This window comes from Microbacterium sp., from assembly GCF_047606385.1.
Classification (GTDB): domain Bacteria; phylum Actinomycetota; class Actinomycetes; order Actinomycetales; family Microbacteriaceae; genus Microbacterium.
In genome coordinates, this window is sequence record NZ_JASGEL010000062.1 from 67,188 (window position 1) to 82,203 (window position 15,016).

The following is a 15,016-nucleotide window of genomic DNA, read 5'->3' on the forward strand; positions in this document are numbered from 1 at the left end:
CCGAGGCGCGTTCACCCCTCATTCACTCGCGACCTGTTCGTTGGACCGGTGGGGTCGTCCGACCCGCCCAGCCCCTGAGGAGGGGCACCTCCGCACACGCATCGCAGCGTCCGTGATCCCCACGGACGCTGCGTCCTCGCGCGCGGACCGTCGCCGAGCCGAGTCTGGAGTGCCATGTCGCCGTCCGATCCCCTCTCCGCCCCGACCGGTGAGCGCGGCCGCGGCGCACGGGCGCGCATGCGGCCTCGCGCCGTGCTCGCCTCGGTGGCCGCCGCGGCCGTCCTGCTGGCGACGGCGATGGGATCGTCGGCCGCCCTCGCGCAGACGACGGCCACGACCGTCGCCGCGGCGAGCGGCAGCGGCACGGACTACACCGCGCTGGTCGATCCCTTCGTCTCCACCGCCGGCGACGACGGGAACGATCTGCCCGGTGCGCAGGCGCCGCACGGCCTCGCCAAGGTCAACCCGATGACGACCCCCGACCGCAACCACAGCGGCTACGACTACGACGAGGACCAGATCGCGGGATTCACCTCCACGAACCTGGACGGCGTCGGCGGGTCGGGCGGCGGCGGCGACCTGCTGGTCGTGCCGACGTCCGTGGACTACACCGCGCGGCCGTCGACCTCGACCTACGCGCACACCTACTCGCACGACGACGAGGAGGCCTCGCCGGGCTACTACCGTGTCGGGCTGGGCTCGGTCAGCGGCACCGACTCGTCGGTGAGCGCCACCGGCGGCACGATCGACGCCGAGGTCACGGCCACCACGCGCACCTCGCTGCAGCGGTACTCGTTCCCCGAGGGCGACTCGCCCTCGCTCGTGCTCGACCTGGCGAACAACTTCACCAGCCGCACCGACGCGAGCGTGGCCGTCACGACCCTCGCGGACGGCACGGTCGCCCTCTCGGGCATGATCGCGGGCACGTTCAACGGCGCGGCGTACCGCATGTACTACTACGCGACGACCGAGCAGGCCGCCACCGTGCAGACGTGGGGCGTCGACGACGCGCTCGGCGACGGCACCTCGCAGCAGGGCGCGGACATCGGCGCCGTCCTGAGCTTCGCCGACGCGGACGCGTCGGACATCGAGCTGCGGATCACGCTGTCGACGATCAGCGCCGACCAGGCCGCGATCGACCAGCAGAACGAGGTCGGCGGCCTCACCTTCGACCAGGCGCGGGCGCAGACGACGCAGACGTGGAACGACACGCTCGGCAAGGTCGACGTCACCTCGAGCATCACCAGCGACCCCGACGGGTCGCTCACGAAGCTGTTCTACACGCACCTGTACCGCATGTACGCGCTGCCGGTGAACGCCACCAGCACCTCGGGCACCTACATGGGCGTCGACGGGGTCGTCCACACCGCCGACGACTACACGTACTACGACGGGTGGTCGTCCTGGGACGACTTCCGGAAGTACTCGGTGCTCGCCTACATCGACCCGGACGGATACCGCGACATCATCCAGTCGCTGATCACGATCTTCGCCGACGCGAGCTCGACGGGCGAGGACATCGGATCCCTCACGCAGTCGGTGCCGACGGTGCGCTGGGAGCTGTCGTCGGTGATCGTCGCGGACGCGCTCTCGAAGGGCTACACCGGCTTCGACCGGCTCGACGAGGCGTATCAGGGGCTGAAGGACTACATCGGCTACTACACCGGCGACGAGCTGCGTCAGGGCTACGTCTCGGACGACCCCGGCCAGTCGGTGCTCTGGGGCTACGAGCAGTGGGGACTCGCGCAGATCGCCGACGCGCTCGGCAGGACCGACGACGCCGCCACCCTCGACGCGTACTCGACCCTCGCGATCGAGAACCTGTACCTGGACGGCGCCTGGACCGCATCCGACGGCACCTCGGTGGCGCTGCTGACCCCGCGGGACGGCGACGGGAACTGGGCCAGCGTCGACTACGAGCAGTTCCAGGCCGCGAACCTCTACCAGGGCACGCTGTGGCAGTACAACTGGTACGACGCCTACGACATGGCGGGCCTCATCGAGGCCATGGGCGGCACGGATGCGGCCGCCGCCGCCATCGAGCACATGTTCGGCGAGGACTCCGACGCCGACGACGGCTCCACCATGCTGCACTCGAACGCCAACGAGATCGACCTGCAGGCGCCCTATCTGTTCAACTACGTGGGCGAGGCGAGCCTGACCCAGAAGTGGGTGCGGCAGATCTACACCGGCGAGACGTGGAACCGCTACATCGCGACCACCAGCACGGACGAGGCGTCCAGCTCCGACGGCGAGTTCACGCCGCCGATCTACACGAAGGTGTACGACCTGTCGCCGGAGGGCTTCCTGCCGACGATGGACAACGACGCCGGCACGATGTCGACGATGTTCGTCGCCGCGGCGATCGGGCTGTTCCCGGTGACGTCCGGATCGTCCCAGTACCAGATCGGGTCGCCGTTCTTCGAGTCGACCACCATCACCTACGACGACGGCGCGCAGTTCACCGTCCGGGCCGACGGCGTCTCCGCCGACAGCTACTACATCCAGTCGGCCACCCTGAACGGCTCGGACTTCCAGAACACCTGGCTGGACTACTCCGATGTCGTCTCCGGCGGCACGCTGGAGTTCCAGATGGGCTCGGAGGCGTCCGACTGGGGCGACGACACCGAGGCGGCGTACTCGCTGAGCACGGCGGACGGCGGCTCCGACGACACGGCGACCGCCGTGACGGTGGACGCCACGAGCATCGCCGCCGCGGCGGATGGCACGGTGGACGGGGCGGTGACCATGACCCTGCCGGCGGGCACCGTCTTCGCCGGCTCGGAGGGCACGGAGCTGATCTCCGCCGGCGGCGCGACGATCTCCGGCCTGCCGGACGGAGTGAGCGCCACGGCGACCGTCACCGGGACCGACACGGTGCAGATCCGGCTGTCCGGATCGACGACGAGGACCGCGCGGTTCTACGTCGCCTTCGCGGACGCCGCGATCACCGGATCCGTCGCGGCGGCGAAGCTCACCGGCACCGGGGTGTCGAACAAGGACGCGCTGACGCTCTCGGTCGCGGCGGGCGTGGGCGCCGAGCTGCAGTCGCTCATCGACGAGGCCGTGCTCGTGCGTGCCGGCAACTACGACACGTCGTCCTACGCCGCGTTCCAGTCCGCGCTCCAGCGCGCCCAGACCGCGCTGGCGGACACGAGCACGACGGACGCGAAGCTCAAGGCCGTCGCAGAGTCGCTGCAGGCCGCGATCGACGCGCTGACCCTCAGCGCGGGGGCCTATTCGACGATCCAGGCCGAGGACTTCACGGCATGGTCTGGCGGCGACCTGAAGTCGGAGGCGTACTACTCCGACGGCGACATCGGCGGCATCACCGAGGGCGCCTGGCTGCAGTACTCCGGGCTCGACTTCGGGGGCGTCGTCCCGCAGAGCGTCTCGGTCACCTTCGCCAACTCGCAGGCGACCACCGCCGAGGCCAGCAGCGTGGACGTCTACGCCGGCGGCACGGACGGGACGCTGGTGGCCACCGTGTCCCTGCCGGGCACCGGCAGCTGGGCGACGTACCAGACCGCCTCCGCGAACATCTCCGACGGGCAGTCGCTCGTGGACGCCGGCGAGGTGACCCTGGTCTTCCACAAGCCGTCCGGGCAGTCGTGGGTGGCGAACATCGACTCGTTCCAGTTCTCCACCGCGGCGGTGACCGACGACGAGTCCTCGACGGTCGCGAGCCTCACCGCGGCGAACGCGACCGCCACCGGCGGCGGCACCAAGACCCTGAACCTGAGCTCGGGCATCTTCGAGAACGTGACGGACACGGCGTGGGCGCAGTGGTCGCAGGTCGACTTCGGCGCCGGCGCCGACACCCTCGCCATCAGCTACGACAAGCCGCAGTCGCGTGCCGCATCCGACTCGGCGGTCGAGGTGCGCCTCGGCTCGGCCGACGGCGACCCGGTCGTGACGGTGCCGCTGACCTACACCGGCTCCGGCTGGGGGACGGTGGGCACGGTCACCGCCGCCGTGGACCCGCTGGTGTTCGGCGGCGTGCAGGACGTCTACGTGACCTTCACCTCCACCACGCAGACCGACAGCCAGCCGTATGTGGCCAACGTCTACTCGATCGACTTCGTCGCCAGCGCGGCGACGACGGTGACGCTCGAGGCCGAGGACTTCGTCGCGAGCAGCGGCGGCGGTCTGAAGACCGAGACGACCACGTGGGACGACGGCACGACCGTCGTGAACCTCGGCGGCACGAGCGACGGCTCCTGGCTCGACTACGGCGACATCGACTTCGGAGGCGGCGGCATGAACACCGTCGCCGTGCACTACGTCAACAACTCCAGCCGGTGCGGGACGGGGTCGGCGATCGAGGTCTACCTCGACTCCTTCGACTCGTCGAACCCCGGCACGCCGTACACCACCCTCTCGCTGCCGGTCACCGGCAGCAGCTGGACCACCGCGGGCACGATCAGCGCGACCCTGCCGTCGACGCTGACCGGCACGCACACGGTCTACCTGCGGCTGACCACGAACGCCGACTCCTCGCACCCCTATGTGGCGAACATCGACGACCTCGTGTTCAGCTACGCCGAGCCGGACACCTCGGCCGTGGACCTCAGCGCGCTGCAGACCGCCGTCGACGCCTACGCCGCCCTCGCCGACGACGCGGGCCGATACGGATCGATCGACTTCGGCGTCTTCACGACGCAGCTCGCGACCGCGCGGGCGCTGCTGACCGCGAGCTCCGTGACGCAGAACCAGGTGGTGGAGCAGACCCGCGCGCTGACGCTGGCCGCGACCCAGCTGATCCCGCGGATCCGGGCGCTGCTGGAGAACCTCGTGGACGCCACGGCGACGCTGACCGATCAGCGCTACACGGATGAGACGTGGACGGCGCTGCAGAGCGCGCTGACCGCGGCGCAGCAGGTGGTCGCGGACGACGCCGCGACGGACGACGCGCTGCAGTCGGCGTACGACGTGCTGACCGCGGCGCGCACCGCCCTGGCGACGCGGGACCTCACGGTCCCCGCCACGCCGGCATATGTCTCGGCGACCGTCTCGGGCACGGCGATCGAGGTCGCCTGGTCGCTTCCTGAGGACGACGGCGGATCGGCGGTCACGGGGTACCTCGTCGAGCTCGACGACGGCCACAGCGTCCGGATCGACGACCCGAGCCAGCAGCAGGCGACCTTCACCTGGCTGGAGTCCGGCACCGCATACCGAGCGCGCGTCAGCGCGATCAACGCGGTCGGCACCTCGGCGGCGACCGCGTACACCGCCGCGGCGACCGCGGGGGCGACCATCCCCGATGCGCCGGTGGTCGTGTCGGTGACCACGACGGGCACCGAGACGACCGTCACCTGGCAGGCGCCGGCATCCGACGGCGGCTCGGCGATCATCGCCTACGTCGTGACGCTCTCCGACGGCAGCACCACGACCGTGTCCGCCGACGCCACCTCGGCGCTGCTGACCGGCACCGCCGGCGGGGACCTGACGGCGACCGTGGCCGCGGTCACCGCCGCGGGCTCGTCCGCCGACGTCGAGACCACGGCCGACGAGGACTCCGCGGCCACGACCGGCGACACCACCGCCAGCACCTCGGTCGCGCAGGGCGACGGCAGCGGCGCGACGGTCCGGCTCGCCGCGTCCATCGTCTCCACCGCCTACGTCCCCAGCGCGTTCTCGGACGCGGAGCTGGACGCCGACTACGACTCCGACTCCTGGGACGAAAGCGACGGGTCGAGCTACTTCGTCGACCTGCTGAGCGGGTTCTCCGATCTCGGCACCGACATCCTCGCGCCGAACGAAGAGGTCGCAGACGGGTCCACGATCACGGCCGAGAACGACCGGATCGCGGTCGAGATCAACAACTCCGCCTCGCAGGAGCAGGTGGACAAGGCCGAGGTGGACGCCGACAACTCGCCCACCGAGACCCTCTCGGACGGCCTGGGCTCCCAGCTCGGCGACCTCTACCTCGCCGCGCTCGAGAGCGGCGAGCTGCCCAAGACGAGCGCGCTGTTCGACCGGGTGTCGGAGAACCTGAACGAGACGGACACCGCGAAGGACACCTTCGGGTACCTGCGTCCCTACGTGCGGCTGAACTTCGTCGGCGACGGCGGGCTGATCTACGAGTCCGACAACGGCTCGTACGACAGCCTGACCACGAGCGGCTCGTTCCCGAGCGGCCACACCTACAGCGGCTACCAGGCGGGCACGATCCTCGCGACCCTCCTGCCGGAGCTGTCGTCGACGATCCTCGCGCGGGCCTCGGAGTACGGCGACAACCGCATCGTCCTCGGGTTCCACTATCCGCTCGACGTGATCGGCAGCCGCATGACCTCGCAGGCCACCGTGGCGCACCGCTGGGCCGACGACGACTTCGCGAGCCTGCTGGAGCAGGCGCACGAGGAGATCGAGACCGTGCTGCTGGAGGAGTGCGAGGCGGCCGGCTACGGCGACACGCTCACCGAGTGCGCCGGCGACCCGTACGACGGTCTGACGGACGAGGAGGCCGTGGACGTGTACACCGAGCGGCTGAGCTACGGCTTCTCGCAGATCGGCGAGGCCGGTCAGCAGCTCGAGGTGCCGGACGAGGCGGCGGCGCTGCTGACCACCGCGTTCCCCGACCTGAGCGACGAGCAGCGCGCGCAGATCCTCGAGCAGACCGCGCTGGACTCCGGCTACCCGTTGGATCAGACCGGCGACGGCGAGGCGAGCTGGCAGCGCATCAACCTCGCCGCCGCCATGGACGCCGAGATCGAGGTCGCCGACGACGGCACCGTGACGGTCACCAACGTGGTGGACGCGACGGCGCAGAGCGTGTCGACCGCGTCGTCGATCGAGGTGGCCGGCCTCTCGATCGACGGGTTCGACGCCGACACGCGGACCTATGTCGTCGACTGGCCCGCCGACGCGGACCTGCCCACGGTGTCCGCCACCGCGAGCGAGCCCGCGGCGGCGGTCGCGGTCGCCGCCGGCAGCGAGATCGTCGGCTCGGGCAGCACGGTGTCCGCGTCCGACGTGCTGAGCACCTTCGCCGAGGTCGACGGCGTGGCGCTGCCGGCGTGGACGATCACGGTCACCTCCGCAGGCGGCGCGCACACGACGACCTACACCGTCGCGCTCGCCCGCACCGGCGACGACCACCTGCCCGCGGGCGTGTCGGCCGGCGACGGCTCGGGCGGTGCGGACCCGGGCTCCGGCGGGACCGGCGGCGAGGGCGAGAACGGTGGGGACGCGACGGCATCCGACGACGGCTCCGGCACGACCGCGACGGGCGTGCTCGCCGCCACCGGCGCCGAGCTCCTGCCGCTCCTGATCATCGCCGGGTCGTTGCTCGCGGCGGGACTCGCCGCGGCCGGGACCTCACGGGCACGGCGCCGCCGCGCGACCCGCTGATCCCCGTCCCGCATCCCCGCCGTCTCCGGTGCCGCCGACGCCTCGACGGGACCGGAGACGGCGGGAGGGTCAGCGCGCGCGGTCGAACAGCGCCCGGTTCGCGAACCCGGCGATCAGGCCGCCGACGATCGGGAACACGATGAACACCCACAGCTGGGCGAGGGCGTCGCCGCCGCCGTAGATCGCGGTCGCGATCGAGCGCGCCGGGTTCACGGACGTGTTGTCGATCGGGATGGATGCGAGGTGGATGAGGGTGAGGGTGAGGCCGATCGCGAGCCCCGCGAGCTTCGTGCCCCGGGCCGCATGCGTCGCTCCCAGGATCACCAGCACGAAGACGGCGGTGAACACGATCTCGGCGATGATCGCCGCGCCGATGCCGAAGCCGCCCGGGGACTGGTCGCCGAAGCCGTTGCTGGCGAATCCGCTCGCTCGTGCTCTGCTGAGCCAGCCGTCGGGTCCGGACAGCCCGATCAGCACGATGATGCTCGTGCCGACCGCGCCGCCGATGATCTGGGCGATGATGTAGCCGACCGTGTCCTTCCACGGGAAGCGCCCCGCGGCGGCCAGGCCCAGCGTCACCGCGGGGTTGAAGTGACCGCCCGAGATCGGCCCCCAGGCGTAGACGCCGGCCACGACGGTGAGACCGAACGCGAGCGCGACGCCGACGAAGCCGATGCCGAGGGAGGTGCCTCCGGCGCCGATGCCGAAGTCCGCGGCGAACAGGGCGGCGCTGATCGAGCCGAACACGAGCACGAAGGTGCCCAGCGCCTCGGCAGCGAGGCGCTTGCCGGTGGAGGGGCCCTCCGGGGAGGGGGTGTGGTCGAGCGGGGTCTCGGGGAGCTGATCCTCGGGACGTGGGTCGTTGCTGCTCATGGAACTTCCTCCTTTCGCGGTCACCATAGCGCGTACCTGGGAGAATGCTGAGGAGATTTCACCCCCGGGTCGCGCCGGAGGCGGCGTTCCGGGGCGTCGCACGGGTCGTGGACTACTGTGAACACCGGGGTGTCCGCCGGTCGTCCGCGACTGTGCGCCCGAGTCGCAAAGGAAGCCCGCGTCACATGAGTTCACGCATCCTCGTGGTGGATGACGACCCGGCCCTGGCAGAGATGATCGGCATCGTGCTGGCGGCGGAGGGGTTCGACGCCGTGTTCTGCGCCGACGGGGACGCCGCGCTCGGGGCGTTCCGCGACGAGAACCCGGACCTCGTGCTGCTCGACCTGATGCTGCCGGGGATGGACGGGATCGAGATCTGCACCCGCATCCGTGCGGAGTCCGGGGTGCCGATCATCATGCTCACGGCCCGCACCGAGACCGCCGACGTCGTGCGAGGCCTCGAGTCGGGCGCCGACGACTACATCGTGAAGCCCTTCAACCCGAAGGAGCTCGTGGCCCGCATCCGCACCCGGCTGCGGCCCGCCCAGGCCGCGGTGGCCGAGACGCTGCGCATCGGCGACCTGGTCGTCGACGTCCTCGCGCACGAGGTGCGCCGGGGGGAGGAGCCCATCCCGCTGACGCCGCTCGAGTTCGAGCTGCTCGTGGCGCTGGCCAGCAAGCCGCAGCAGGTGTTCTCCCGCGAGATGCTGCTCGAGCAGGTGTGGGGCTACCACTACAAGGCCGACACGCGCCTGGTCAACGTGCACGTGCAGCGGCTGCGCGCCAAGGTGGAGGCCGACCCGGACAACCCGAAGATCGTGACGACCGTCCGCGGCGTGGGCTACCGCGCCGGCGCGGTGGTGTGAGCCGTGGCCGGCCGGAAGGCCGCGCTCGCGCAGGAGCTGCGCGACTGGCGCACCTGGCCGGGGCGGATCGGGAGACTGTGGCGGCGGTCGCTGCGCTTCCGCACCGTCGTGATCACGGTCGTCGCCTCGAGCCTGGCGATCCTCGTCGCGTGCGTCTGGATGGCGCTGGCCATCCAGAACGACCTCTTCGAGTCGCGCCGCGATGAGGCGCTGAGCACGGCGGGCCGGGCCACCGCCGCCGCGCAGGAGACCCTCGACGCCTCGGTGCAGAGCGATGCCGCCCAGGTGCGCAACGTGTTCACGAGCGTCTCGGCGGCGCTGAGCCGCATGGCGGGGTCGGACCGCATCGCCGTGATGCGCGTGGACACGAGCCCGTCGGCCAACGCCCCGGTGCCGTTCACGCAGGGCGGCGACTGGGACAGCGCGATCAGCTCCGACCTGCGCGCGAAGGTGCAGAGCGATGCCGATCTGCAGTGGTGGCAGTCGATCGCGCTGACCGCCGACGACGGCTCGACCGTGCCGGGCATCGTGGTCGGGCAGCAGCTGAACGTCCCCGGCGTCGGCGCCTACGAGCTGTACATCGCCTACGACATGGAGTCCGCGGCGCAGACGCTCGGCTTCGTCCAGGGCACGCTGTGGGTCGTCGGCATCGCGCTGGTGCTCATCATCGCCGGCATCTGCTGGTTCGTCGTGCGATCGATCACGGCACCGATCGGCGAGACCGCGCACACCAGCGAGGAGCTCGCCCGCGGCCGGCTCGACGTGCGCGTCGCGGTGCACGGCGAGGACGAGATCGCGACCCTCGGCCGGTCGTTCAACGCGATGGCCGACAGCATCCAGGCCCAGATCCATGAGCTGGCCGATCTGTCGCTCGTGCAGCAGCGGTTCGTCTCGGACGTGTCGCACGAGCTGCGCACCCCGCTGACCACGATCCGGCTGGCCGCCGACGTGATCCACGACAACCGTGCCGGCTTCGACCCGGTCACGGCGCGCGCCGCCGAGCTGCTGCACGCGCAGGTGCAGCGCTTCGAGGAGCTGCTGGGCGATCTGCTGGAGATCAGCCGGTACGACGCGGGGTCGGTCGACCTCGAGGTGGAGGCCACGAGTCTCGCCCACCTCGCCGAGGACGTGATCGCGTCGATGCAGCAGCTGGCCGAGCAGCACGGCACCGAGGTGCGCATGGTCGCGCCGGGCGGCTACTCCCCGGTGGACATGGACCCGCGGCGCGTGCGCCGCATCGTCCGCAACCTGCTGGGCAACGCCATCGAGCACGGCGAGGGCCGGCCGATCGTGGTCACGGTCGACAGCGACCAGGACGCCGTGGCCATCGGCGTCCGCGATCATGGCCTCGGCATGCGCCCGGCGGACGCCGAGCGCGTCTTCGACCGTTTCTGGCGCGCCGACCCGTCCCGCAAGCGCACCATCGGCGGCACCGGCCTCGGGCTGTCGATCTCGCTCGGCGACGCGAAGCTGCACGGCGGCACGCTGTCGGTGTGGAGCGAGCCGGGGCGTGGCAGCAACTTCGTCCTGACGCTGCCGCGTCGGCCCGACGCGCAGATCCTCGTGCCGCCGGTGCCGATCGACCCGGCGAACGCCGGCACGGATGCGCTCGGCAGCACGGCCCCGATCGAGCTGCCGGTGGTCGCGGGGGAGGACTCATGAGACGGATGCTGCGCGCTGCCGTGTGCGTCGTGCTGGCGCTCGCGCTGGCCGGCTGCGCGGGGCTTCCCACCTCGGGCACCGTGCAGGCGGGGGACCCGGCGACGAGCAATGACGACGAGCCGTCGTTCGACTTCCGTCCGGACGGCCCGCAGACGGGGGCGTCGCCGGAGCAGATCGTCGACGGCTTCATCACCGCGGCGTCCAGCCCGGAGGGCACCAGCTCCGACGGCTCCTGGGCCATCGCGCGCTCCTTCCTGGCCACCGACCACCGCGCCGACTGGAACCCGCAGGCCTCCGTCGTGGTCGACGTGTTCGCCGACCGCCAGTACACCGTCGCCGACGACGGCACCGTCAGCGTGCAGGTGACGCCCGTGGCCACGGTCGACGCGGCCGGGACGTACACCCCGACCGACGGCGGCACGATCACCCTCACGTATCGGCTGGCGCAGCAGAGCGACGGGCAGTGGCGCATCGTCGACGCCCCGGCGGGGCTGCTGATGGACGAAGACCTGTTCTCCAGCGTCTTCCACTCCTACGAGGTCATGTACTTCGACCCCACCTGGACGTACCTGGTGCCCGACGTGCGGTGGTTCCCGACGCTGAACGCGGCGAGCCGCATCGCGGCGGCGCTCGTGAACGGCACGCCCGCGAGCTGGCTCACGGCGTCGGTGGTCACCGCGTTCCCCACCGGAGTCACGCTCACCCCGGCGGTGCCGGTCAGCGGCGGCGTCGCGCAGGCCGAGCTCAGCGAGGAGGCGCTCACCGCCGACGATCTGACGCTGCGACGCATGCAGACCCAGCTGTCGGCCAGTCTCGCGACGGCCGGCGTGACGAGCGTGCAGATGCTCGTGGACGGCTCGACCATCAACGCCGCGACCGTGACCACGGCCTCCACGAAGGTCGACGCGACCCGGCCGCTGGTGCTCACCGCCGCCGGGTTCGGGTTCCTCTCCTCGGGCACGCTGACCACGATCACGGGGCTCTCCGACGCGATCGTCGCGCTGGAGCCCTCGGCGATCCAGACGGCGGCCGATCTGCAGAGCGCGGCGGTGCTCGCGGGCGGCAGCGTGGTGCGTGTGCTCGCCGACGGGTCGACGAGCGTGGTCGACGCGCGCGCCGGCGTCCTGGCCCCGACGATCGATCCATCCGGGGTCATCTGGTCCGTCCCCTCCGGCTCGCCCTCCGCGGTGCAGGCGGTCACGAGCTCCGGCACCACGATCGCCATCACGGGGGCGTGGAGCGGCGTGACCGCCATCAGCTCGATGCAGGTGTCCCGCGACGGCACCCGGATGGCGGCGGTGCTCTCGTACGGCTCGACGACGGTGCTGGCGGTGGCGGGCGTCATCCGCGACGCGGAGGGCACGCCGACGGCGCTGGGCGAGCCGGTGGTGCTCGCGCAGCTGCCGTACGGCGGCGTGGACGTCGGGTGGCTCGACGACGCATCGGTGGGCGTGGTCTCGGCGGGAACGACCAGCACGTTCCTCGACGCCCCCGTGGGAGGGGCGAGCGACACGCTCTCGGTGCCGGTCTCCGCGGTGTCGCTGGCGGGTGCCAACAGCGCGGACAGCGTGCGTCTGCTGGGCGCGGACGGGTCGCTCTACATGCGCAGGTCGTCCACCTGGGTGGAGGTCGCCAGCGGCGTCACAGTGCTCGCCGTGCAGCAGGGCAGCCCCGGCTGACCTCTCCTCCCCAGGTGCGCGCGGCGGAGCGGTTGTCCACCGGATCGCCGGAGCGTCCGGGGCCGGGCACGTCGCGCGCCACCCTGGGCGGGTGGGCGAGTGGAGGCGGTTCTGGCGCGACGCGGCGGCGGATGCCGCAGCCTTCCTGCTGCCGGTCGACTGCGCCGGCTGCGGCGCGCCCGACACGGCGCTGTGCGAGCGGTGCCGGGCGGAGCTGCGTCCGCGGCCCGTGGTCCGTGCGCTCGCCGGCGGCATCCCGGTGCACAGCGCCCTGGGGTACGACGGTGTCGTCGCGCGAGCGCTGAGGACGTTGAAGCAGGACGGTCGCACCGCCCTCGCCCGCCCGCTGGGGCAGGCGCTGCGGGCGTCCGCGGCGGCGGCGGGCGTCGGCCCGGTGCTGTACGTGCCGGTGCCCACCTCGCGTCCGGCGATGCGCCGGCGCGGGTACCGGGTCGTCGACCTGCTGCTGAAGCGGGCGGGGCTGCCGGCGTCCGACCTGCTCGTCGTCGTGCGTGCCACCGGGGACCAGCGCGGCCTGCGGCGGGCCGAGCGGGCGGCGAACGTCGCGGGCAGCATGACGGCCAGGCCGGCTGCCGCGGGACGTCGCGTCGTGGTCGTCGACGACGTCGTGACCACCGGCGCGACCCTCGCCGAGGCGATCCGCGCGCTGCGGGCGGCGGGTGCCGAGCCGGTCGCGGCGATCACCGTCGCGGCCACGGCGCGGCGCGCCAGGCGCTCATAGCGAACGCATTCGTCATCCCGTGGATCGGTCCGTGACACCGGGCGCGGTGCGGGCTACGGTGGGGGCACCGAGGCGACATGGTCCGCCCTGAGCCGGGCGGCCCGGAACAGGAGGTCAAGGATGGACACCAGCATCGTCGGCGTGGGGGTCGGCATCACCGATCGTTTCCGCACCGTGGTCGAAGAGAAGTCCGCCCGCATCGAGAACATCGCGCCGCGTGCCGAGAAGCTCGATGTGAAGGTCACCCATCGCGCCTATCACAACGGCCGCATGGAGGACTCGACCGTCGAGCTCACCCTCACCGGCAAGGGGCTGCCGGTCGTGCGGGCCGAGGCGGTCGACGGCGACAAGTTCACCTCCCTCGACCTGGCCGTCGACAAGCTGTGCGAGCAGATCCGGCGCGCGAAGGAGAAGCGCGTCGACGCCCGCAACCATCCGCGCAAGGCCCACTTCGCGAAGGGCACCGGCGAGCTGGCCGGCATCGACGTGCAGCCGGCATCCGTCGACACGCTGGAGGCCGTCGCGACCGGCGCGGTTCCCGTGATCGCGGACGACGAGGAAGCCGAGTACACGCCCGTCGTCATCCGCACCAAGAGCTTCGAGGCGGAGTGGATGAGCGTCGAGGACGCCGTCGACCGCATGGAGCTGGTCGGACACGACTTCTTCCTCTTCATCGACGCCCGCACCGACCACCCGAGCGTCGTCTACCGCCGCAAGGGCTGGGACTACGGCGTGATCGCGCTCGCGACGCTCGCGCAGCCCGCCGCCGCGCTGGTGTCGTAGCCCGCCGCCGCGCGACCCCTCGACCGCGAGACCGCATCTGGCCGCCGAGACCGTGGGATCCACCCACGGTCTCGGCGCGCAGATGCGGTCTCGCGGTCTGCGCCGGGCCGGGGCAGCGGTCAGTCGAAGATGTCGCCGAGGAGGCCGCCGAGGATCGCGCCGCCGATGAGGCCGCCCATGATGTCGCCCCCGCCGGGGCCGCGGCGTCCGCGGCCCCATCCGTCGTCGCGCGGCGGACGGGAGGAGTCGATGTCGCGCTGGGCCAGCTCGAGCGCCTCCCGTGCCAGCTGACCGGCGCGACGGGCCATCGGCAGCGCCGCCTCACGGGACTCCTCCTCGTCGCCAAGCGCCGCGATCTCGCCCCGGGTGCGCTGCGCCTCGGCCAGCCGGGTGCGGGCGTCCGCGCCGATCCAGCCGCGATGGCCCTCGATGAGACCTCTCGCGACGGCGATCTGGTGATCGGCGTCGTCGACGGCGTGGCGGACCTGCTCCGGCGTGGGCAGCGGGCGCTCGGCGCGGGCACGCGCTTTCGCGACCGCGGCGTCCAGGGCCGTGTTGGCCTCACGCAGCCGCGACAGGTCCGCGAACGGGTCGGTCAGCGCGCCGGCGGCCGGCAGCGCCGCCAGCGCCTCCGCCAGACGGGTCGCCGCCTCGGTCACCTCGGGGGTGCGCGGCGCGTCGCGCACCGCGACGAGGTCCCCGCGGGAGTCCGCGACGACGTCGGCGAGCGTCGACTCGGCGCGCAGCGCCTCGATCTCGAAGTCCTCGACGGCGTCCAGCATCGACTCGGCCCGCCGCACCGACTCGGTCGCGGCCTCCAGCGCGAGGTTCGCCTCCTCGCCGCGACCGCCTTCGCGCCGCCGGGCGGAGACGTCCGCACTGTGCTCGGCGAAGGCGAGCACCTGTTCGACCTCGTCCGGCCCGTCCGCGACCTGACGCAGCGCACCGGCCGTGTAACGACCCGACAGGCGGGCGACGATGTCGCGGGCGGCGGGGATGCGGTCGCGCAGCCGCGCCGCGTCGGCTCGCACGCCGGCCAGCACCTCCGGCGCCCGGCG

The 15,016-nt window shown here is 72.1% G+C and carries 8 protein-coding genes; 6 read left to right on the top strand and 2 right to left on the bottom strand.

Features of this window, described 5'->3' with window-relative positions; all coding sequences use genetic code 11:
- The first annotated feature begins 237 nt into the window (after nt 1–237).
- The gene (locus QM626_RS06280; RefSeq protein ID WP_415075108.1) at nt 238–7,353 is read left to right on the top strand and encodes a glycoside hydrolase domain-containing protein; all 7,116 of its coding nucleotides are present in this window, start codon (nt 238–240) and stop codon (nt 7,351–7,353) included.
- A 69-nt stretch (nt 7,354–7,422) separates the two neighbouring features.
- Here the strand turns inward: QM626_RS06280 and aqpZ are convergent, their stop codons facing one another.
- A complete protein-coding gene (aqpZ, locus tag QM626_RS06285) occupies nt 7,423–8,226 on the bottom strand; it encodes an aquaporin Z (RefSeq protein WP_415075110.1) in 804 nt (267 codons plus the stop codon).
- 185 nt (nt 8,227–8,411) lie between these two features.
- On the opposite strand from aqpZ, the gene mtrA reads away from it, so the two are divergent.
- The 5 genes from mtrA to hpf all read left to right on the top strand — a co-directional run bounded on the left by mtrA (nt 8,412) and on the right by hpf (nt 13,958).
- Nucleotides 8,412–9,092 (top strand): MtrAB system response regulator MtrA, encoded by a 681-nt coding sequence (mtrA, locus tag QM626_RS06290; protein ID WP_415075112.1) that lies wholly within the window; start codon nt 8,412–8,414, stop codon nt 9,090–9,092.
- A gap of 3 nt (nt 9,093–9,095) precedes the next feature.
- Nucleotides 9,096–10,754: an MtrAB system histidine kinase MtrB gene (mtrB, locus tag QM626_RS06295; protein ID WP_415075114.1), complete on the top strand. Its 1,659-nt coding sequence runs from the start codon at nt 9,096–9,098 to the stop codon at nt 10,752–10,754.
- A 5-nt stretch (nt 10,755–10,759) separates the two neighbouring features.
- On the top strand, nt 10,760–12,433 hold the full coding sequence (locus QM626_RS06300) for an LpqB family beta-propeller domain-containing protein (protein WP_415075116.1): 1,674 nt from the start codon (nt 10,760–10,762) through the stop codon (nt 12,431–12,433).
- A 91-nt stretch (nt 12,434–12,524) separates the two neighbouring features.
- On the top strand, nt 12,525–13,175 hold the full coding sequence (locus tag QM626_RS06305) for a ComF family protein (protein WP_415075118.1): 651 nt from the start codon (nt 12,525–12,527) through the stop codon (nt 13,173–13,175).
- Nucleotides 13,176–13,295: 120 nt separating this feature from the next.
- Nucleotides 13,296–13,958 (top strand): ribosome hibernation-promoting factor, HPF/YfiA family, encoded by a 663-nt coding sequence (gene hpf, locus QM626_RS06310; protein WP_415075120.1) that lies wholly within the window; start codon nt 13,296–13,298, stop codon nt 13,956–13,958.
- 119 nt (nt 13,959–14,077) lie between these two features.
- Here the strand turns inward: hpf and QM626_RS06315 are convergent.
- On the bottom strand, nt 14,078–15,016 hold a 939-nt coding region (locus QM626_RS06315; protein WP_415075126.1), incomplete at its 5' end, for a hypothetical protein.